Below are 21,232 nucleotides of genomic sequence, written 5' to 3' on the forward strand. Positions count from 1 at the left end.
GGGCCTCTCCTGTGCCCTGTGGACCGGGCGTGGTCCGGACGCGGTCCTAGTCGCGGATGACGGCCAGCACGCGCTGCACGAGGTCCTCGAGCGTCTGCGGATCCACGGCCTCGGCGTTGAGCCGGAGATACGGCTCGGTGTTCGACGGGCGGAGGTTGAACCACCAGTCGCCGTGCTCCGGGGTGAAGGTCAGGCCGTCGAGGTCGTCGACCACCACGCCGTCCTGCTCGAACTCCCGGCGTGCACGGGCGATGGAGGCGGGGAGGTCCTGCACCTTCGAGTTGACCTCGCCCGAGGAGAAGTAGGGCTCGTACTCGCGGCCCAGGTCGGACAGCGGGCCGTCCTGCTCGCCGAGCGCAGCCAGCACGTGCATCGCCGCGAGCATGCCCGTGTCCGCGTTCCAGAAGTCGCGGAAGTAGTAGTGCGCCGAGTGCTCGCCGCCGAACACGGCCCCCTCCTCGGCCATGACGGCCTTGATGAAGGAGTGCCCCACGCGCGTGCGCACGGGGCGGCCGCCGTCGTGCCGGATCAGTTCCGGCACCGCACGGGACGTGATGAGGTTGTGGATGATCACGGGTTCCGGCTCGCCGGCGGCCTGCGCGCGGGCGATCTCGCGGCGCGCGACCATCGCCGTGATGGCGCTCGGCGAGACCGGCTCGCCGCGCTCGTCGATGATGAAGCAGCGGTCGGCATCGCCGTCGAACGCGATCCCGATGTCCGCGCCGTGCTGCACGACGGCCGCCTGCAGGTCGAGCAGGTTCTCCGGCTCCAGCGGGTTGGCCGGGTGGTTGGGGAACGAGCCGTCGAGCTCGAAGTAGAGGGGCACGATGTCGAACGGCAGGGCGGGGAGGATCCGGTCGCCGAGGACGGCGGGCGTGGTGAGGCCGGCCATGCCGTTGCCGGCGTCCACCACGATCTTCAGGGGCCGCGACGCCGAGAGGTCCACCTGGGAGCGGAGGAACCGCGAGTACTCGTCGAGGATGTCGCGGACGCCGGTGGTGCCCTGGGTCTCGACGGCGGGGATCGCGTTCTCCGCGAGGTAGCGCTCGGCGCGTTCCTGGATGTCCTTCAGGCCGGTCTCGGAGGAGACCGGGACGGCACCGGGGCGCGTCATCTTCATGCCGTTGTACTGGGCAGGGTTGTGGCTGGCCGTGAAGGTCACGCCCGCGGCGTGCAGCGTGCCGCTGGCGTAGTACAGCTCGTCGGTGGAGATGAGGTCGAGGAAGACCACATTCGCTCCGCGTCGGGTGGCACCCTCGGCGAACGCCTTCGAGAACTCGGGGGACGAGGGGCGCATGTCGCCGCCGACGAGGATGGTCTCGCCCGCGAGCTCCAGGGAGTCCACGAAGGCCGCACCGACCGCGCGGACGGAGTCCACCGTGATGGTCTCGCCGACGATGCCGCGGACGTCGTACGCCTTGAAGGATGCTGACAGATCGAAGGTTGTAGTCACGGTGGAGAGTCTATCGGTGGGGCTGCCGGCGGTTGCACACATGGTGGAACCGCCCGCGGGGACTGGGGGAGGCGGCTGGGATACTGGGGAAATGTCGTCGACCACCACGCTCAACGAGCAAGCCACCGCCATCCTCCACACCCTCGTCGGATCACCCGACGCGCACTTCCACGAGGGGCAGTTCGAGGCCATCGAGGCGCTCGTCGAGGGTGGACGACGGGCCCTCGTCGTGCAGCGCACGGGATGGGGGAAGTCGGCGGTGTACTTCGTGGCGAGCCTGCTCCTGCGCGCCCGCGGCGCCGGCCCCACGCTGATCGTCTCGCCGCTGCTCGCGCTCATGCGGGACCAGGTGGCCGCTGCAGCCCGGGCCGGGGTGCGTGCGGAGGCGATCAACTCGGCGAACCAGACCGAGTGGCAGGACATCGAGGCGAAGCTCCAGCGGGACGAGGTGGACGTCCTGCTCGTCTCGCCCGAGCGCCTCAACAACCCGTCCTTCCGCGAGCTGTACCTGCCGGAGCTCATGCGGCGCACGGGGCTGCTCGTGATCGACGAGGCGCACTGCATCTCGGATTGGGGCCACGACTTCCGGCCCGACTACCGGCGCCTGCGGGAGCTGATCATGGGGCTGCCTCAGGGTGTCCCCGTGCTGGCCACCACGGCGACGGCGAACTCCCGTGTGGTGAAGGACGTGGAGGAGCAGCTCGGCGCGGGCGGCACGGACGTCTTCACGCTGCGCGGCGAGCTGGCGCGCAAGTCGCTGCGGCTCGGCGTGCTGCGCCTGCCGAGCCCCCGCTCCCGCCTCGCCTGGCTCCTCACCCACCTGTCCGACCTGCCGGGCAGCGGCATCATCTACGCCCTGACGGTGTCGGCGGCCGAGGACACCGCCCGGCTGCTGCGCGAGAACGGGCACGCCGTCCGTGCCTATACGGGACGCACCGATCCCGCGGACCGCGAGGCGGCGGAGGCGGCCCTGAAGAACAACGAGGTCAAGGCTCTCGTGGCCACCAGCGCGCTCGGCATGGGCTTCGACAAGCCCGACCTCGGCTTCGTGGTGCACCTCGGGGCGCCGTCCTCGCCCGTCGCCTATTACCAGCAGGTGGGGCGTGCGGGCCGCGGGACGCCGAACGCGGACGTCCTGCTGCTGCCCGGCGCCGAGGACCGCGACATCTGGGAGTACTTCGCCACCGCGTCGATGCCGTCCCAGGACGCCGCGCTGCGCGTGCTCGAGGCCCTGGAACCCGGCGTCGTCCTGTCCACGCCGGCGCTGGAGACACGGGTCAACCTGAAGCGCTCGCCCCTCGAGCTCCTCCTGAAGGTGCTCGACGTCGACGGCGCCGTCCGGAAGGTGACCGGCGGCTGGGAGAGCACCGGGACGCCGTGGACGTACGACGCCGAGCGGTACCGCCGCATCAGCGAGGCCCGCGTGGTGGAGCAGAAGTCCATGCTCGACTACGAGAACATCGCGGGCTGCCGCATGGAGTTCCTCTCCCGGTCCCTCGACGACCCGGCCGCCACCCCCTGCGGCCGCTGCGACAACTGCGCCGGCCCCTGGTACTCGGACGAGGTGGCGCACGAGGCCTCCGATTCCGCGAGCCAGGCCCTCAGCAGGGTCGGCGTGGAGCTGGAACCGCGGGGCCAGTGGCCGTCCGGGATGGACAAGCTGGGCGTGCCCCTGAAGGGGAAGCTGAAGCCCGGCGAGGTCAGCCTGCCCGGACGTGCCCTGGCGCGCCTCACCGATCTCGGCTGGGGCAACAGGCTGCGTGAGCTCATGGCGGACGCCACGCCGGATGCACCGCTGGACCCCGCGGTGATCGAGGCCGTGGTGCGCGTGCTGGTGCAGTGGGGCTGGGACGAGCGGCCGGTCGCCGTCGTCAGCGTCCCCTCCCGACGGCGGCCGGAGCTCATCGGGTCGCTCGCGCAGGCGCTCGCCCAGGTGGGCCGCATCCCCTACCTCGGGCAGCTGGCCACCCCGCACGGTTTCCCGCAGGGCGAGCCCGGGGGCAACAGCGCCTTCCGCCTGGCGTCGGTGTGGGATCACTTCGCCGTCCCCGAGGGCGGCGCCGCCTGGTTCGCCGCGAATCCCGGGCCGGTGCTGCTCGTGGACGACTTCGCCGACAGCCGCTGGACGATCACCGAGGCGGGGCGGGCGCTGCGCACGGCGGGCGCCTCGGGTGTGCTGCCGTTCGCCCTGGCGCTCAAGGCCTGACGGCCGGGCCGGCGCTTGGGGGAGGTCGGCGGGGGTTTCGGGAAGGCCAACGAGAAGAGGCCCCATTTCTGGGGCCTCTCGACGCGGAGACGGGGGGATTTGAACCCCCGGTAGGCTTTAGGCCCACACTTCATTAGCAGTGAAGCCCATTCGGCCGCTCTGGCACGTCTCCATCGGCTATCTCTAGCCTCCCAAGGTTACCCAGAAGGGGACGGCAAGAGCAAAACCGCCCCGCCCCACCGCCTCGACGTACAGTCCCCGTGCGCCGCGAGCGTCAGAGCGAGCCGGTGAGCGCCCTCCAGAGGAACTCGAAGCTCATGGCGTGCATCCTCGCGGCCTGCCGGTTGTCGGCCGCGCCGGCGTGGCCGCCCTCGAGCGCCTCGTGGAACCAGACGTCCGGGATGCCGAGGCCCTTCATCTTCGCGGCCATCTTGCGGGCCTGCACAGGGCCCACGCGGTCGTCGCTGGTCGCCGTCCAGATGAGCGTCTTCGGGTAGGTGACGTCGTCGCGCAGGAGGTGGTACGGCGAGAAGGTCTGCACGTACTCCCACTCCTCGGGCTTGTCGGGGTCGCCGTACTCGGCGATCCAGGAGTAGCCGGCGGACAGCTTCGTGTAGCGGCGCATGTCGAGCAGGGGCACGCCGCAGGAGATGGCCCCGAACAGGTCCGGGTAGGTGGTGAGCATGTTGCCCACGAGCAGGCCGCCGTTGCTGCGGCCCGTGCAGCCGAGCAGGGCAGGCTGCGTCACACCGCGCCGCACCAGGTCCTGGGCGATGGCCGCGAAGTCCTCGTACGCGCGGTGCCGGTCCGCGTGCAGGGCGGCCCGGTGCCACTGCGGTCCGTACTCGCCTCCTCCGCGGATGTTCGCCAGCACGTACACGCCGTGCCGGCCGTCCTCCGTGGCGCGCTCGAGCCAGCCACGCCCGATCACGCCGCTGTAGGCAGGCGTCATCGAGTGCTCGAAGCCGCCGTAACCGGACAGCAGTGTGGGGTTGCCGCCGTCGAGCACCAGGCCCTCCTGCGCCACCTGGAAGTAGGGCACCCGCGTCCCGTCGCTCGAGACGGCGAAGTGCTGCTCGACGGTGAAGCGGGTCTCGTCGAAGTAGGACGGGGAGGACTTGACGGCCGCGTGCTCCCCGCCGATGGTCCCCCGGTAGAGCGTGGACGGCGTGAGGAACCCGGTGGCGACGAGCCAGTAGTCGTTGCCGGTCCCCTCGTCCTCGTCGTCGACGGCGTAGGCGTCCACGGAGTGCAGCGGCGGGCACGCGTCGAGGAGGTCCGCGGACCAGCCGTTCGCCGGGTCGAGGATGCGGATCTCGGAGGACACGTCGCGCAGCAGGTTCAGGAGGAGATGGTCGCGGGTCCAGCTCCAGGACTGGAGGGACGTGGCCGGGTCGGGGGCGAAGACGGTCGCGAACGTGCGCCCGCCGGCGAGGAAGTCGTCCAGCGCGATGACGAGGAGGGACCCAGCGGCGTGCGTGCCGGCGCCGACGGCCCAGTCCGTGCGCGGACGGATGATCAGCCATTCACGGTGCAGGGAGATGCTCGCGTCCTCGGGCACCTCGAGGAGGCGCCAGTCGCCGTCCTGCCGCAGGTAGGTACGGCGCGTGTAGAAGTCGATGGTGTCGACGGCGATGTCGCGCTCGAACCCGGGGGTGGGATCGTGCACCACGAGGGCCATCATGTGGTCCTCGTCCACCTCGAAGTACGGGTCCGCCGAGGCCAGGTCGCTGCCGCGCCGCAGCGTCCGGACGGTCCGGGGGTAGGAGCTCGACGTCATCGAGCCCGGCCCGAAGTCGGTGCCGACGTGCAGGGTGTCCGGCCCGGCCCAGCCGATGCGGCTCTTCGCGGTCGGGATGTCGAAGCCGCCGGCCGCGAAGTCGAGGGTGGCGAGGCTGAACTCCCGGTAGCGCGCGGCGTCGCCGCCGTCGGGGGAGAGGACCACGAGCACCCGCTCGTGCGGGGAGCCGTCGGCGGGGCGGAGGAAGAGCGCGCCTCCCCAGACCCACTCGGTCCCCTCGGCCGCGCTCAGCGCATCGACGTCCAGCAGGGTCTCCCAGTCCGGGGTGTCCGAGACGTAGCTGTCCCAGGTGGTCCGCCGCCAGATGCCCTGCCGGTGCCCGGCGTCGCGCCAGAAGTTGTAGTAGTGGCTCCCGTGCTTGCCGACCATGGGGATGCGGTCGGTGGAATCGAGCACCTCGAGGATGCCGCGTTCCCGGGTGCCGAAGGCCGGAGTCAGGAGCGCGTCCTCGGTCAGGGCATTCTCGGCGCGGACCCACGCGAGGCCGTCCTCGTCGTAGATGTCCTCGAGCCAGAGGAAGGGGTCGTCCGTGGGCGCGGTGGTCTCCGTCGAGTGCGTCATCCATTCATCCTATGCAGCGCTCCTGCAGCGGGCCCTGCGACGGGACCGGCAGCCGGGCGTGGCGGCGGTGTTGGATACGCTGGGGGAGTGGAGAACCAGGAGGCAAGGCGCGTGGCCGTCATCGGAGGCGGACCCCGCGGCACCTCCGTGGTGGAGCGGCTGATCGCCCGTCATCGTGCCCTGGGGGCAGGTGCCCCCGACCTCGCCCTGCACGTGATCGAACCCTACGAGCCCGGCCCGGGACATGTCTGGCGGACGGACCAGTCGAGGCTGTTCCTGATGAACACGCCCTGCCTGTACCCGACGGTCGTCCCCGCCGGCCCGGCCGCAGCCGATGTCGCGGCCTCCCCCGGCGGCGTCTCCTTCGACGCCTGGCGGATGCGCGTGCAGGCCGGCCGGATCACCGGGCTGGGCGACGACGACCTCGCCGAATGCGCGCGCCTGACCTCGCGGGACTTCCCGAGCCGTGCGCTCTACGGCCGGTACCTGGCGTGGACGTTCGCGGAGGTCGTGCGGGGGGCCGCGCCCGGCGTCACCGTCGTGCACCACCGCAAGGAAGCCGTCGGGCTCCAGCGCTTCGACGCCGTCGGGCTCGAGGGCCTCGACGACTCCGGGGAGGACCGGGGTCTCGGCGACGCCGCGGACGACCACGCCCCGCTCGGCGAAGCCGGTCCCGCCGACCCGTGGCGGATCCTCCTCGACGACGGCTCACGGCTGCACGTCGACGACGTGGTCCTCGCGCTGGGGCATCTCGCGGCGACCCTCACCCCGGAGCAGGCGAGGCTGCAGGACGTCGCAGCCCGCTACGGGCTGCAGTACTGGCCGCCCGCCGTCCCCGCCGACGTGGCCTGGAACCGCCTCCCCGCGCAGAAGACGGTCCTGGTCCGCGGCCTCGGCCTCAACTTCTTCGACGCCATGATCCAGCTGACGGAGGGCCGCGGCGGGAGGTTCTCGCCCGCCGACGGTGGCCGGCTCGAGTACGCGCCCTCCGGGCGGGAGCCCCGGATCGTCGCGGCCTCCCGGCGGGGGGTGCCGTACCGGGCGAAGGCGTCCCTCGACTCCTACATCCCGCGCAGCGTCAGCCTGCGCTTCTGCACACCGGCCCGGGTCCTTGCCTTCCGGCGCTCCGGCGTCCAGCCGGGGTTCGACCACGACCTGTGGCCGCTGCTGCACCGCGACGTCCTCTGGGCGTACTACACGACGCTCTGCCGCACCACCGATCGGGTCCTCGCGGCGTCGCCCGAGGTGTTCCTCGCGGAGCTCGACGCCGCGCTCGGGACGGACGGCCCCGCCTGGGAGGCCGCTGCGGGCGACGCCGTCGCCCGCGCCGTGCCCACGGACCTCCGGCTCGACGTCGAGGCCCTCGCGCAGCCGTTCGCGCGGCGCCGCTTCGCCGACGGCGAGGAGTACGCGGCGGCCGTCCTCGCCTACCTCGACGCCGATGCCGCGGGATCGGCCGAGGGCGAGGACGACCCCCTGAAGATGGCGATCGGTGCCATGAATGCCGGGAGGTCGGTGATCAAGCAGGCGGTGGCCGACGGCGGGATCTCGGACTCGTCGTGGAACGCCGAGCTGCGCGGCTGGTTCGAGCCGCTCGTCGAGGGCCTCGCCAGCGGACCGCCGCCGGCGCGGATCGCGCAGCTCGCCGCGCTCGTGCGCGCCGGGGTGGTCCGCTTCGTGGGACCGAATCCGAGCTTCGGCTTCGACCCGGACGAGGGACTGTTCCGGGCGACCTCCCCCTGGGTCCGGGGCGATTCCTTCACGGCGCGCTACCTGGTGGAGGCGATGATGCCCGCGAACCGGGTGAGCACGAGCCTGTCCCCGCTCATGCGCACCCTGCTGGAGGACGGCACGGTCAGGCCGCGGACCCTCATGGGGGAGGACGGCGTGCCGGTCACCTCCGCCGGGCTGGACGTCACCCTGCCGCCCTACCGAGCCGTCGACGCCACCGGCAGGGCCCAGGACGACCTCTTCGTGATCGGGCTCCAGCTCGCCTCGGTCCAGTGGGGGACGGCCATCGCGGCCGAGGCCGGGGCACCGCTGGAGGCGGGCGGCAGGACCCTGCTCGACGCCGACGCGATCGCAGCAGCCCTCCTGGAGCGGGCCGGCGCCTAGGCGTGCAGCCCCGGACCGGCATCACGACGTCGATGCGGGGGACGGGAGCGTGGAGGACGCGAGAAGGGGCTGGACCGTTGACGGTCCAGCCCCTTCCGGCTATTGCTGGTGCGGTGCCCGCTGGCGGACCCCGCGGGTCACGCTAGGGCTTGCAGCCCCCGTTGGTGCCCTCGTACGCGTCCAGCCGCTGGATGAAGGCGGCCATGGCGTCGCGGGCGACCGGCGTCACCGGACGGTAGGTTCCGTCAGGCCAGCCGGTGCTGATCCCGGACTCCTTCATCCAGGCGATCTCCCGTGCGAACTGCAGGTTCACGGGGACGTCGGGGAAGGAAGCCGACGCGGGGTTCGTGAACTCCGCTGCGTCGCCGATGTTGCAGTAGTCGCCGGCGAAGCGGTTCATGAAGGCAGCCATGGCATCGCGGTTCACGGGTTCGAGGGGACGGAACGTGCCGTCACCGTAGCCCGTGGAGATCCCGGTCTCGGCGAGCCAGGACATCTCCTTGTAGAACTGGATGGCAGGGGTGATGTCCTTGAACGGTGAGACCGCCGGTGCTGTGTACTCGGGCTCGCCGGCCAGGCGGTAGAGGAATGCCGCCATGGCGTCGCGGTTGATGGAACTCAGCGGCCGGTAGGTGCCGTCCTCATAGCCCTTCGCGAGCCCACGGCCCGCGAGCCACGCGATGGCATCCTCGTGGAGGTTGCCCTCGATGTCCGAGAAGACGACGCCCGCTCCGACGCTGACCGGCAGGGTCACCGTCGTCGTGCTCGGTGCGGCCGTCAGGACGATCCGGCCCTGTCCGCTCGCGGTCGCCGGGATGGTGACGTTCACGGTGGCGCTGCCACCGGCCACCGGGACGGACCCGAGCTGTGTGACGGTGCCGTTCGCGGCCACGAAGCTCGCGGCCAGCGTGGTGTTCACCGGGCTGCCGAGCGAGGTGAGGTCCAGCTTCGACACCGTGAAGGTGACGGCGTCGCCGGCCTTCACCGTGGTCGGAGCGCCCTGCACCTGCACGCTGCGACGGTCGAACGACGGCGACAGCGGGCTGTTCGCCCTGATGTAGTCGATCCACGCGTCGCGGTCCACCAGGCCCGACTCGCGGGTGTCGGTGCCCTCACGGAAGGCCGTGAAGTTGTCACCGCCCTGGGCGAGGAAGCTGAAGGTGCCGATGCGGTACCCCTTCGCCGGGTCCAGCGGTGCACCGTCGATCGTGACCGAGGTGATCCTCGAACCCCGCGCGAGCGTGGGGTCGTAGGTGACGCTCACGTTGTCCGACAGGCCGAGGGCCAGGAACGCACGCGAACTGCCGTCGGGCTGCCACTGCTGCTCGAGCATCGCCTTGAACTGCGCACCGGTCAGGGTGGTGGTCCAGAGGTCGTTCACGAACGGCAGCACCGCGTTCGCCTCGGCGAACGTCACGACGCCGTCGGGTGCGTAGTAGAGCTCGTTGCGGAGTCCACCCGGGTTGACGACGCCGATCTGTGCCCCGCCGCGTTCGGCGGAGGAGAGGCTGGCCTTCAGCGAATCGGCGACGAGGTTGCCGAGCGTCGACTCCGAACCGCGGTCATCACGTGCAGTGCCGATGAAGGCCGACGTGATGTCCTTGGTGACTGATCCGACGGGCTGGTTGCCGATGACCGCCGCCTGCGCGAGGGCCGCGTCGACGATGCTCTTGACCTCGGCGACCCGGGGGAAGCCGGCGACGAGAGCTGCGTCGGTGTCCGTGGTCCGTGCGACGTTGCGCGCCGTGTAGGACTGGACGTCCCCGGTGGCCCGGTCGACGGTCAGGCTGATCTGGCCGACGAACTCGCCGTAGGAACCGGTCTGCAGGATGGGCCGGGTCTTCCCCTCGACGCCCGGGACGGGGGCGTCCCACGCGTACTGCTTGTGGGTGTGACCGGTGAAGATCGCATCCACGAGGGGGGTGGTCCCGGTGACGATCCTCGCGAACGCACCGCCTGCTGCGATCTCCTGCTCGAGGGTCGCCTTCTCGACGACGCCGTCCCCGGCGCCCTCGTGGTACTCGGCGACGATGACGTCGGCGAGGTCCTGGTCCTCGATCTCCTGCGCCACGCGGTTGACGGCTTCGACGGGGTCGCCGAAGTCGACGGTCGCGATCCCACCGGGGCTGACGAGTGACTCGGTCTCCTCGGTGACGACGCCGATCACGGCGACGTCGACGCCGTCGACGGTGATGATGGTGTACTCGTCGAGCGCGGGCTCGGTGGTGCCCTTGGTGTAGACGTTCGCACCCAGGTACGGGAAGTCCGCGGTGTCCGAGACGCGCCCGGTCAGGTCCGCGAGGCCCTTGTCGAACTCGTGGTTGCCCACGGCCGAGGCCTGGAGGCCCAGGGCGTCCAGGACGTCGAGGGTGGGCTTGTCCTCCTGCAGGGAGGAGGCGAACAGCGACGCACCGATGTTGTCACCGGCGGACAGGAACGCCGTCCTGTCCTCACCGGACTCGGCGCGCAGCTTCTCGACGGTCCCGGCGAAGCGCACCGTATTGGCGTCGATCCGGCCGTGGAAGTCGTTGATGTTCAGCAGGTTGAGCTCCGCGGTGGTGGCCGCGGGCGCGAGGTCGAGGCCCACGATCACGGGGTCGTGGTCGCTGGCGCGGTACTGGTCCGCCACGTAGTAGTCCGTGACGTTGTTGTTGAACCGGCTGTACTCGAGGGCTACCGACTCGACGGAGTTGATGTTCCACGTGTCCACGCCCGTCACTGCGGCATCCGCAGCCTTCGAGGCCAGGATGTGGTCGAGCGAGCCGCTCAGGCCCGAGAAGACGTACGAGAAGTCGCCCTCCTTCTCGCCCTGGTTGACGTACCCGGCCTCGTAGAGGACCTGCATGGGGTCCTCCTGCGTGTACGAGTTGAAGTCGCCGGTCAGGAAGACCTTGTCCGTCTTCGCCGTGGCCTTCATGGTGTCCGCGAAGGCCACGAGGGCCCTGGCCTGCGTGACGCGCGCGGCGTTCCAGGCGCCCTGGCCGTCGCCCGTGTCGGCGTCACCGCCGGAGCTGGGGCCGGAGCCCTTGGACTTGAAGTGGTTGACGATCGCGAGGAAGGTCTCCGCCTCGGTGCCGCCCACCGGCTTGAACGCCTGTGCGAGGGGCTTGCGGGCGTTGGAGAACGCCACCTTGTCATTGAGGATGACGGACTCGCCCACGGGCTCCGCCACGGCCTTCTTGTAGATCACGGCGGTGCGGATGAAGTCCTCGTCGGCGGGAGCCGGAACGGCCGCGGGTGAGCGGACGTAGTCCCAGGTGCCGGGAGCCTTCTCGTTGAGCGCCTCCACGAGGGTGGCCAGCGCGGCGTCACGGTCCTTGCCGAAACGCACGGAGTTCTCGACCTCCATGAGCGTCACGACGTCGGCGTCGAGGCCGTTGATGGCGGCGACGATCTTTGCCTCCTGGCGCTCGAAGTTGACCTTGTTCGCGGCGCCGCGGGAGTTGCAGCCGCCGTCGACGGTGATCGGGTTGCCCGCGCGGTCGGTGAAGTACCGGCAGCCGGTCTGGTCCTCACCGGTGGTGGGGAAGTAGTTCAGCACGTTGAACGAGGCGATCTTCAGGTTCCCGCCCACCTCCGCCGGAGCGGCGGGGCGCTCGCCGGCGAACTGCACGGGCTGGACGCCGCCCGGGTTCGCGCCGTTGAGCTCGGCGAGCGGCTGGAACTTCCAGGCGCTGTTGCGGTAGTCGAGGACCACCGGGGAGGTGAAGGTGGCGCCGTAGCCGACACGCACGGGCTGGGACTGCGTCAGGTACGGGAGTACCTTGTCGCGGTTGGCCCCGGTGAAGAAGTTGGTCGAGGCGCCGTCGTCGAGCCGGACGCTCCGGGCCGCGTTGTCCGCGGCGACCGCTGCGTTCTCCTCCGTGCCCGGGCGGGCGACGTCGGTCGGCTGGCGGAGGCGCTCGGTACCGGCGGCCAGGGTGACCTCGCCGTACTGGTTGAGCGTGTAGTTGTCGGCAACGGTGTACGCGCCGGAGGGCTGGAAGAGCATGCCCTCGACTGCCTCACGCGCCGTCTCGGTGGCGGGCAGCGCAATGGCCGAGGCCTTGGGCTCCTCGGCCGCTTCGGTGAGCTTCGTGGTGCCACCGGCGGGCACGGTGATCTGCGTCAGGCCGGCGAACTCACCGGCGGTACCGGTGACCTCCACGTAGTCGCCCACGGCGACTGAGGCGACGGTCGCGGGGGAGTAGACGAAGACGGCATCGGAGGCGGTGTGGTCGACTGCTGCCGAGCTGCCCGCGGTCTGCAGGTAGAAGCCCGCGAAGCCGCCCGTGGGGTACGCCGCGGTGACCTTGCCGCGCGTCGTCACGGCCTTGCCGGAGAGCGGCGTCGTGGGGCCCGTCCCCTGGATGTCGCGGATGGGGGTGACCGCGGCCGGTGCCGACGGAACCGTCGGGGTCGGCGTCGGAGTCGGCGTCGGTCCGGCAGGGGCCGATGCGCTGTTCGTCGGCGTCGGGTCCTGGAGCGTGAAGTCCACGCCGTTGCTGTCCGTGTCGGCGAAGGCCGTGCGGTTCGCGGACTTCGTGCTGCCGGCGCCCGGTGTCGTGGCGACCGTGCCCTCGAACGCGGTGGCGGTGCCGTAGCCGAGGGCGTCGACGACGCCGGGCGTGCCGACGATGCTGCCGGTGCGCAGGGCGCCGACGCTCGTGGTCTGGTTCGCCAGCACGAGGACGCCGCCCGGGGCGCCGGGGTTGATTCCGATCGCGAGATCAGGCGTGGGCAGAGCGGAACCCGCCGTGCCGTTGCTGCCACCCTGGATGAGGAAGTAGCCCTTGGCCGGGATGGTGCCGCTGAGGGCCGTCGGACCCGGTGTCGCGGTGGATGCCGGCCCGCGGTACTGGAGCGACCAGCCGTCCAGGCTCACGGGTGCATCGGTCGGGTTGTAGAGCTCCACGTACTTGTTGGTGAACGGCGTCCCTGCGGAACCGCCGGTCAGGAATGCCTCGTTGATGACGACGCCGTTCCCTGCGACGGACGCCGTCGCCGGTGGTGTCTCCACCGCACCGGCCGGTAGTGCGATCATCGGTGAGGCGATCAGCCCCACCGACAGCGCCGCACCGAGCGCTCCCTTCCATGACGAATTAACCATTCGTTCGAATTCTCCTTGACGATGGCCGTGAGACGGCCGTGTGTGTAGCCCGCCGACCCGTCGATGGGTGGGCGCGTTGGCATGAGCACCCTATGTGACACAGGTGACATTCCATCCCCAGGAGTAGACAACCAGAACATCGTGAACATCCGGTTACCAAAACACCGTCGGCGCCGTGAAGAATCGAAAGAGGTGGTCCGGCGGAAGGGGATCCCGCTATCTGCGGGCGTCCCGCAGTGTCCCGGTCACCGGTTCCTCGCCCTGCTCGGCGACGAAGCAGAGGATCTCGCGGTCGCCCGCCGCCTTCCAGCTCTCCTCGACCGGGTAGAAGTAGAGCAGTTCGAGGACCGATGCGTCGTACTTCAGACCCACGTACGTGGCGAACTCCCCGGCGCAGAACTCGCTCGCGGCGGTGTTGGCGGCGGGCACTCCCGGGTACTCGCCGTCGGGCATGTCGGTGCGGGCGAAGGTCTCGAAGACGTGGGGCTGATCGCACGGCAGCACGGTGATGTCGGTGACGCTCTCCGTGCCGGGGTCGTTGATGCAGTCGCCCACCTGGAGTGAGAAGGCGTCCGTCGTGGCCTCGGCCGTCACGGCGCCGTCGGCGTCGCGCTCCGGGCCGGGTGGGCCGAAGACGCTGCAGCCCGGGACGGAAGCGAGGACCCCGATCACCAGTGCGGCCGCCGTCGCCCGCAGGCGTCCCCTGCTCCTGTGCTGCCCAGTACCCATCGAGACCCCGTCATCGGCCACGGCGCCCGTGGCATGGCTGTTGCTCCTCGGGACAGTACCGGATCGCACGCTCGGGGCACCACGGCACCCGATGACGGCGGAGGCGCAAGAAAAGGGAGGCCCCGCGCTGCGGAGCCTCCCTGGGAGCGGAAGGTAAGGGATTCGAACCCTTGAGACGGGGTGACCGCCCACTGGTTTTCAAGACCAGCTCCTTCGGCCGCTCGGACAACCTTCCCCCCGCTAGTGTTTCACGAAGGGCGGGGAGCCCCAAACACCGAGGGAGTGGAGGCGGGCATGCGTGCAGTGGTGATCGAGGGTGCCGGCGGACCGGAGGTCCTCTCCGTGCAGGAGGTCCCGGAGCCCGTGCTCCGGCAGGGGGAGGTGCTCGTCGACGTCGTCGCGGCCGGCCTGAACCGCGCCGACGTCCAGCAGCGGCGCGGCCTCTACCCGCCGCCCGCGGGTGCGTCCCCGCTGCCGGGCCTCGAGGTCTCCGGCCGCATCGCCGACGCGGGCGGTTCGTCGTTCGCCGTGGGAGACCCCGTGGTCGCCCTGCTGGCCGGCGGCGGCTACGCGGAGCGGGTCGCCGTACCGGCGGGCCAGGTGGTCCCTGCTCCCGACGGCGTGGACCTCGTCGAGGCCGCGGGACTGCCGGAGACGGCCGCGACCGTGTGGTCGAACCTCGTGCTGCAGGCGGGCCTCGCCGCCGGGGACGACGTCCTGATCCACGGGGCGTCCGGCGGCATCGGCGTGATGGCCGTGCAGGTGGGCCTCGCCCTGGGCGCCGTGCCCCACGTGACGGCGGGATCCGCGGCGAAGCTGGAGATCGCCCGGTCCCTCGGCGTACGGACGCTCATCGACTACCGCGAACAGGATTTCGTCGAGGAGGTGAGGGCCGCCACGGATGGCCGCGGAGTGGACGTCGTCCTCGACGTCGTCGGCGCGAAGTACCTCGCACGGAACCTCCAGTCCCTCGCGACCGGCGGGCGTCTCGTGGTGATCGGGCTGCAGGGAGGCGCGACGGCGGAACTGGACCTCGGGGTGCTCATGGGCAAGCGGGCGAGCGTGGCCGGCACCACGCTGCGCGCCCGGCCCGTCGCCGAGAAGGCCGCCATCATGGCGGCGGTCCGCGAGAACGTGTGGCCGCTCGTCGCCACGGGAGCCGTGAAGCCCTTCGTCGGTCGGACCTTCCCGCTGGCCGACGTGGCGGCCGCCCACGCCTACTTCGATTCGGGGGAGCACACCGGGAAGGTCCTGCTGGTCATGGACTGAGCGGGGTCCGCACCTCCGCAGCGCGCTGCCGGAGGTGCAGCGCCAGCACCAGGGCGATCCCGACGAACGCGCCGATCCCGGTCTCAAGGCCCCGGTCAACGAGCAGGCCCGCCGGGTCGGTGGGGTGGGCCAGCTCCGTGGAGACGAGGGCGAGCGGCGTGACGAAGGCCTGCGCGAGCGCGTACTGCCGGAGGATGAACATCTCGGCGGCGAACTGCGCGACGGCGATCACGAGGACGAGCTGCCAGGCCGGGAGCCCCGGGAGCAGGATCAGCGCGGTCAGGACCAGCCCGGCGAACGTCCCGAGCAGACGCTGGAGGCCCCGGGTCACGCGGGCGCGGGCGGACTGACCGACCAGGGGGACCGTCGCCGCGACCATGGCCCAGTAGGTGTGGCCGATCCCCAGCAGGGTGGCCACGCTGCCTGCGAGGAGGGCCGCCACCACGTACAGGGCGGCCTCGCGTCCCAGGGCCGCGAGGTGCCGGGCGGTCGGGTGATCGGCGGGTGCCCTGCGCCAGGGCGTGCGATGGCCCGGCCAGAGGAGGCCCGCCTGTCCGAGGAGGACGGCGAACGCCACCGTCGCCGCCGCCGTCGTGAGCCCCTGCCAGAGCGGCGGTTGGGCCGGCACCGAGGCGATGGCCGCGAAGGCGAAGATATGGAACAGGGATCCGCCCGGGCGGAGGCGGAACAGGCCCGCGAGGAAGGTGCCCAGCCCCGCCACGGCGCTCGTGAGCAGGATCAGACCCCACGGGCCGACGTCGGCCCGTGCGGTGAGCGCCGCCGCGAGGATCACCGCGAGCATGAGGCCGCCACCGCGCAGCTGGGTGGCGAGCCGCGGACGGTGCGGCTCGTTCCTGCCGTAGATGCCGGCGAAGGCCCCGAACGTCGCGAACACCGCGAGATCGAGCCTGCCGAGCAGCAGGACGACGAAGAGGGGGACCCCCACGCCCACGGCGCAGCGCAGCGCGGGGTGGTGGTCGGAGGCCGAGGGGGCCATGTGCACGAGGTCACGGAGGAGTGGCACGGACTGCGGGCTTCCGGTCGGAGGATCGACGGCGCCGCTGGCATCGGGTGGCGGAATGCCACCGATCAACACTACTCCTGTCCCGGCATCACGGGTCGCCCGCGTCGAACCGTCGGCATGCTTCCGATCACCGGAGGGCTGTGCGAGGCTGGCAGGACAGCGAACCGGAAGGAGCACCACGGTGGAGAACACGCATTCCGAGGGCGGCGAGAACGGTCTGTCGCAGGCGGCGGACAGCTTCGCGGAGAACCTCGGCGACCAGGTACCCGACGGCGTCAACGAGGGTCCGACGGATCACGCCGACGAACCCGCCGACGACCGCACGCGGACGCACTCGAGCCTCAGCGAGGGCATGAACGCGAACGACGACGAGCCGCCGGCCGTGCTCGACGACGACTCGGACGGCGCTGCCCGCGGTCCCTCCTGACGCAGGCGGCCGGCCGGTGCGCGCGTCCGTTCGCCGCACCGGCGGGCGCGTTCGGCGCAACGACGGGCCCTGACCGCTTGCGGTGTGACGCAGGCCTCACTACGTTGCTACCTTCGTGTGCACCACACTTCCGCACCCGAGGAGCATCATGAGCAAGAAGCAGAACGGATCCCACCGGCACGCCGACGTGCTGGTGACGGATCCGGACCTGCCGCCGGTCGCCGTCGACCCGCAGCAGGCCGAAGCAGAAGACCGCCGGTGGACGCCGGCGAAGATCGCCCTCTGGGTGGGCATCGCACTCCTGGGCGGGATCGCCTGGACCATGCTCGCCATCGTCCGCGGCGAGACCGTCAACGCCATCTGGTTCGTCTTCGCGGCCGTCTGCACCTACCTCATCGCCTACCGGTTCTACTCGAAGTTCATCGAGCGCCACCTCCTGAAGCCCGACGACCGCCGAGCCACTCCGGCCGAGTACAAGGCCGACGGCAAGGACTATGCGACCACCGACCGCCGGGTCCTCTACGGCCACCACTTCGCCGCCATCGCCGGCGCCGGACCCCTCGTGGGCCCCGTCCTCGCGGCACAGATGGGCTACCTCCCCGGCACGCTCTGGATCATCATCGGCGTCATCTTCGCGGGCGCGGTCCAGGACTACCTCGTCATGTTCTTCTCGATGCGCCGCGGGGGCCGCTCCCTCGGCCAGATGGCGCGCGAGGAACTCGGGGTCATCGGCGGCACCGCAGCCCTCATCGCCACCCTGACCATCATGATCATCATCGTGGCCATCCTCGCGCTCGTGGTCGTGAACGCGCTCGGAGAGAGCCCCTGGGGCGTCTTCTCCGTCTCCATGACCATCCCGATCGCCCTCTTCATGGGGGTCTACCTGCGCTACCTGCGGCCGGGCAAGGTCACCGAGGTGTCCCTCATCGGCTTCGCGCTGCTGCTGCTCGCCATCGTCGGCGGCGGCTGGATCTCCGAGACGGCATGGGGCGTCGAGATCTTCACCCTCGACCGCATCACGATCGCGTGGGGCATCATCATCTACGGCTTCATCGCCGCCGTGCTGCCCGTCTGGCTCCTGCTGGCACCCCGCGACTACCTCTCCACGTTCATGAAGATCGGCACGATCGTCATGCTGGCGGTCGCGATCGTCATCACCCGGCCGGAGATCAGCGTCCCCGCCATCACGCCCTACGCGACCTCCGGCACCGGTCCCGTCGTCGCGGGCACGCTGTTCCCGTTCCTCTTCGTGACCATCGCCTGCGGTGCGCTCTCCGGGTTCCACGCCCTCATCTCCTCCGGCACCACGCCGAAGATGATCGAGAAGGAACGCCAGACCCGCTTCATCGGGTACGGCGGCATGCTCATGGAGTCCTTCGTGGCGATCATGGCGCTCGTCGCGGCCCTGTCGATCGACCGCGGGATCTACTTCGCGATGAACTCCTCCGCGGCGGCGACCGGCGGCACCATCGAGGGCGCCGTGACGTTCGTCAACGGACTCGGCCTCACCGGCGTGAACCTCACCCAGGAGGCGCTGAGCACGATGGCCTCGAACGTCGGCGAGGAATCGATCGTCTCCCGGACGGGCGGTGCTCCGACCCTCGCCGTCGGTATCGCTCAGATCATGCAGGGCGTCTTCGGCGGCGCGGGCATGATGGCGTTCTGGTACCACTTCGCCATCATGTTCGAGGCGCTCTTCATCCTCACCGCGGTCGACGCCGGCACCCGCGTGGCGCGCTTCATGCTGCAGGACAGCATCGGCAACTTCGTGCCCCGCTTCCGCGACACCTCCTGGCGGGCGGGCGCGTGGATCTGCACGGCCATCATGGTGGCCGGCTGGGGGGCGATCCTCATCATGGGCGTCACCGATCCCCTCGGCGGCATCAACACGCTCTTCCCGCTGTTCGGTATCGCCAACCAGCTGCTCGCGGCCATCGCGCTCGCGGTGTGCATGGCGATCTGCGCCAAGAAGGGGCTTTTCCGGTTCCTGTGGATCCCGGCGGTCCCGCTCGCCTTCGCGTCCGTCGTCACGATCTCGGCGTCGTTCCTGAAGATCTTCTCGCCGGTCCCGGCCATCGGCTACTGGGCCCAGCACACGGCGTTCAGGGACGCCCTGGCGGCCGGTGAGGAGAGTTTCGGCACGGCCAAGACGGTGGCCGCCATGGAAGCGGTGGTGCGCAACACCTTCATCCAGGGCACGCTGTCGATCATCTTCGTGGTGCTGTCGATCATCGTCATCCTGACGGCGATCCTCGCGACCATCCGCGCCTACCGGCACGGCGGCGGCAAGGAGAACGAGGACGTCCCGCTGGCCTCGCGCCTCTTCGCGCCGGCCGGCCTCATCGCGTCCCCGGCGGAGAAGGAGCTGGAGGCACAGTGGGCCGCCCTGGAGCCGGGCAAGCGGCCGGCGCGGACGGGGCACTGATGACCGTGCCGCAGGTGCTCTCCCACGCACGGGACACAGCCCGTGAACTGGCGTGGCTGTTCAAGGGGGTCATGGGGGAGAACGCCTACCAGGCGTACCTCGACCACCACGAGCGCTCCCACGCCGGCGGGCTCCCGATGACGGAGCGCGAGTTCTGGCGGGACAAGACCGACCGCCAGGACGCGAACCCCGAGGGACGCTGCTGCTGAGCAGGTCCAGGCACGACGAAGCCCGGCACTCCGCACGGAGTGCCGGGCTTCGTCGTGCGGGACGGTCAGCGCTTCTCCCACCGGAAGCGCTTCGCGGCGATGCTGTACGGCAGCACGATCCAGGCGAGGAGCACGACGGCGGCGCCGGCCACCGAGGCATCGAGCGCCTCCACACCCCACCCCGCCATGAGGAGGTTCTGCAGCGCGCCGCCCGGGGTGAGCCGGGAGACAAGCTCGAAGCCGTCGTCGAACGCGGTCCAGAAGAACGAGCCGATCACGACGACGAGGAACGGCAGCGTGGTGATCTGCGCGGCCGCAGCGGAGGGCGTGTAGATGCTCGTGAGCATGCCGGTGGTCGCGCACAGGGCCAGGAAGCCGAGGACCGCCCCGATGACGACCAGGGGCCGGGTCGGAGCATCCACGCCCGCGACGCCGAGGCCCACGGCGATGACCGCGAGCTGCGCCGCGACGAGCGCCACGATGGGCGTCAGCATGCCCAGCCAGATCACGGTGTCGGAGGACTCCCCGCTGCGCAGGCGCTTGAGGAACAGCTCCTGCCGCCGGGTCGCGAGCGTCGTCGTCGCGGTGAGGTAGACGCCGAGGAGGGCCACGACCATGAGGGTCAGCCCGGCCAGGACGGCGGCGCCGGACGGGCCGTTCATCTGGTCGGCGCCGATGTAGAACATGTAGGCGGCCATGGCCACGGGCATCAGCACCGCGCCGGTCAGCACCGTCTTGTTGCGGAAGATGATGCGCAGTTCCATGAGCGCGATGGCCGTGATGCGGGCGGCGGCGGACGGGGACGGGGTGTGCGCGAGGGTTGTCATGGGTCTCTCCAGGTCGGGGTGTCAGGGGTCCGGGATGGCTAGGCGGCGTCGCCGACGCTGACCCGGCGGAAGACGGCGGCCAGCGATGCCTCCGAGGCGGCCAGGCGGTCCAGCCTGATCCGGGAGGAGTCGGCCCAGGACAGGACCGTCCGGAGGTCGCGCTGCAGATCGGGCGTCGGCACGATCACCTTCGTCGTGGACGGGGTCGGCACGAAGTCCGGTGACAGGCCGAGTCCTTTGAGCTGCAGGACGTCGACGGCTGCGTCGACCTCGAAGGAGACGGTCGACGGCTCGCGCCGCAGCACCTCCGCGAGGGTGCCCTCGACGGCGATTCCGCCGTCGTGCATGATCGCCAGCCGGTCTGCGTAGCGCTCCGCCTCCTCGAGGTAGTGGGTGGTGAGGACCACCGTGGTCCCGGCATCGTTCAGTCCGCGGACGAGTTCCCAGGTCCGTTCGCGGGACTCCGGGTCGAGGCCCGTGGTCGGCTCGTCGAGGAAGAGGACATCGGGCTCGTTGGCGGTGGCGAGGAGGAGGTCCAGGCGGCGGCGCTGCCCGCCCGAGAGCATCTTGACGCGGGTCGAGGCCTTGGCGCGGAGGTCCAGCACCTCCAGGCCGGCTGTGATGACCTCCTCGCGGGTCCTGGCGCGGGGGTCTGCCGTGGACAGGCGGAGCCACAGGCGGCAGGTCTCCTCCACGGTGAGGTCGTCGGCGAAGCCTGCCTCCTGCAGCATGATGCCCAGGCGGGGCCGGATGGAGGACCGGTCGCGGTACGGGTCGCCCCCGAGCACCGAGACGGTGCCGGACGTCGCTGCGCGGTGGCCCTCGAGCGTCTCCATGGTGGTGGTCTTGCCGGCCCCGTTGGTGCCGAGCAGGGCGAAGAACTCACCGTTGCGGATGGTCAGGTCGATGCCGTGGACCGCCTCGTACGAACCGTAGGAGCAGCGCAGGCCCGCGGCGGAGACGGCGATGGTGTCCGCAGGTGCCGTGCCGTCCGAGGGGGCCGGGCGGTCCTGCGTCGCGGGCAGTGGCGGGGTGCTGGGTGAGGGAGTCATGACTCCATCCTTCCGAGCGGCGCCGAGCGCCGTCAGTGCCCGCCC

General features: G+C 70.9%; 12 protein-coding genes, 2 tRNA genes and 1 pseudogene. 6 read left to right on the forward strand and 9 right to left on the reverse strand.

Translation table 11 applies throughout. The features are described 5' to 3' along the window. Positions 1-46 precede the first annotated feature (46 nt). The gene (locus V6S67_RS02015) at positions 47-1,495 is read right to left on the reverse strand and encodes a phosphomannomutase/phosphoglucomutase (RefSeq protein WP_334208652.1); all 1,449 of its coding nucleotides are present in this window, start codon (positions 1,493-1,495) and stop codon (positions 47-49) included. Positions 1,496-1,544: 49 nt separating this feature from the next. On the opposite strand from V6S67_RS02015, the gene V6S67_RS02020 reads away from it, so the two are divergent. Then, positions 1,545-3,659, forward strand: a complete 2,115-nt coding sequence (locus V6S67_RS02020) for a RecQ family ATP-dependent DNA helicase (protein WP_334208653.1) — start codon at positions 1,545-1,547, stop codon at positions 3,657-3,659. An 84-nt stretch (positions 3,660-3,743) separates the two neighbouring features. Here the strand turns inward: V6S67_RS02020 and V6S67_RS02025 are convergent. Together V6S67_RS02025 and V6S67_RS02030 are read right to left on the reverse strand one after the other, a co-directional pair. Then, positions 3,744-3,831, reverse strand: a tRNA-Ser gene (locus tag V6S67_RS02025). Positions 3,832-3,933: 102 nt separating this feature from the next. Further along, positions 3,934-6,143, reverse strand: a pseudogene (locus V6S67_RS02030) (prolyl oligopeptidase family serine peptidase). On the opposite strand from V6S67_RS02030, the gene V6S67_RS02035 reads away from it, so the two are divergent. Next, positions 6,133-8,136 carry an FAD/NAD(P)-binding protein gene (locus tag V6S67_RS02035; protein WP_334208654.1) on the forward strand — a complete coding sequence of 668 codons (2,004 nt, stop codon included), beginning with the start codon at positions 6,133-6,135 and terminating at the stop codon, positions 8,134-8,136. The pseudogene V6S67_RS02030 and the gene V6S67_RS02035 sit on opposite strands and share 11 nt — an antisense overlap. 142 nt (positions 8,137-8,278) lie before the next feature. Here the strand turns inward: V6S67_RS02035 and V6S67_RS02040 are convergent, their stop codons facing one another. The 3 genes from V6S67_RS02040 to V6S67_RS02050 all read right to left on the reverse strand — a co-directional run bounded on the left by V6S67_RS02040 (position 8,279) and on the right by V6S67_RS02050 (position 14,189). Next, positions 8,279-13,225, reverse strand: coding sequence for an ExeM/NucH family extracellular endonuclease (locus V6S67_RS02040; protein ID WP_334208655.1), 4,947 nt, complete (start codon positions 13,223-13,225; stop codon positions 8,279-8,281). A 216-nt stretch (positions 13,226-13,441) separates the two neighbouring features. Next, positions 13,442-13,954: a septum formation family protein gene (locus tag V6S67_RS02045; RefSeq protein ID WP_334208656.1), complete on the reverse strand. Its 513-nt coding sequence runs from the start codon at positions 13,952-13,954 to the stop codon at positions 13,442-13,444. A 147-nt stretch (positions 13,955-14,101) separates the two neighbouring features. Beyond that, positions 14,102-14,189: transfer RNA gene (locus V6S67_RS02050), tRNA-Ser, on the reverse strand. A 59-nt stretch (positions 14,190-14,248) separates the two neighbouring features. Between V6S67_RS02050 and V6S67_RS02055 the strand changes: the two genes are divergently transcribed. After that, positions 14,249-15,223, forward strand: a complete 975-nt coding sequence (locus V6S67_RS02055; RefSeq protein ID WP_334208657.1) for an NAD(P)H-quinone oxidoreductase — start codon at positions 14,249-14,251, stop codon at positions 15,221-15,223. Here the strand turns inward: V6S67_RS02055 and V6S67_RS02060 are convergent. Next, positions 15,213-16,247: an FUSC family protein gene (locus tag V6S67_RS02060; protein ID WP_334208658.1), complete on the reverse strand. Its 1,035-nt coding sequence runs from the start codon at positions 16,245-16,247 to the stop codon at positions 15,213-15,215. The genes V6S67_RS02055 and V6S67_RS02060 overlap by 11 nt on opposite strands. Positions 16,248-16,428: 181 nt before the next feature. Here V6S67_RS02060 and V6S67_RS02065 point away from each other — a divergent pair, with 181 nt between their 5' ends. From V6S67_RS02065 to V6S67_RS02075, 3 genes are all read left to right on the forward strand, one after another. After that, positions 16,429-16,674 carry a hypothetical protein gene (locus V6S67_RS02065; protein ID WP_334208659.1) on the forward strand — a complete coding sequence of 82 codons (246 nt, stop codon included), beginning with the start codon at positions 16,429-16,431 and terminating at the stop codon, positions 16,672-16,674. 148 nt (positions 16,675-16,822) lie between these two features. Next, positions 16,823-19,099 (forward strand): carbon starvation CstA family protein, encoded by a 2,277-nt coding sequence (locus tag V6S67_RS02070; RefSeq protein WP_334208660.1) that lies wholly within the window; start codon positions 16,823-16,825, stop codon positions 19,097-19,099. After that, the gene (locus V6S67_RS02075; protein ID WP_334208661.1) at positions 19,099-19,308 is read left to right on the forward strand and encodes a YbdD/YjiX family protein; all 210 of its coding nucleotides are present in this window, start codon (positions 19,099-19,101) and stop codon (positions 19,306-19,308) included. The genes V6S67_RS02070 and V6S67_RS02075 overlap by 1 nt, the downstream gene beginning before the upstream one ends. A 65-nt stretch (positions 19,309-19,373) precedes the next feature. Here V6S67_RS02075 and V6S67_RS02080 read toward each other — a convergent pair whose 3' ends face one another. Then, a complete protein-coding gene (locus V6S67_RS02080; protein WP_334208662.1) occupies positions 19,374-20,135 on the reverse strand; it encodes a hypothetical protein in 762 nt (253 codons plus the stop codon). A gap of 38 nt (positions 20,136-20,173) precedes the next feature. Continuing rightward, positions 20,174-21,187, reverse strand: coding sequence for an ABC transporter ATP-binding protein (locus V6S67_RS02085; RefSeq protein WP_334208663.1), 1,014 nt, complete (start codon positions 21,185-21,187; stop codon positions 20,174-20,176). Between the last annotated feature and the right edge of the window lie 45 nt (positions 21,188-21,232).

The organism is Arthrobacter sp. Soc17.1.1.1, from assembly GCF_036867195.1.
GTDB lineage: Bacteria > Actinomycetota > Actinomycetes > Actinomycetales > Micrococcaceae > Arthrobacter_D.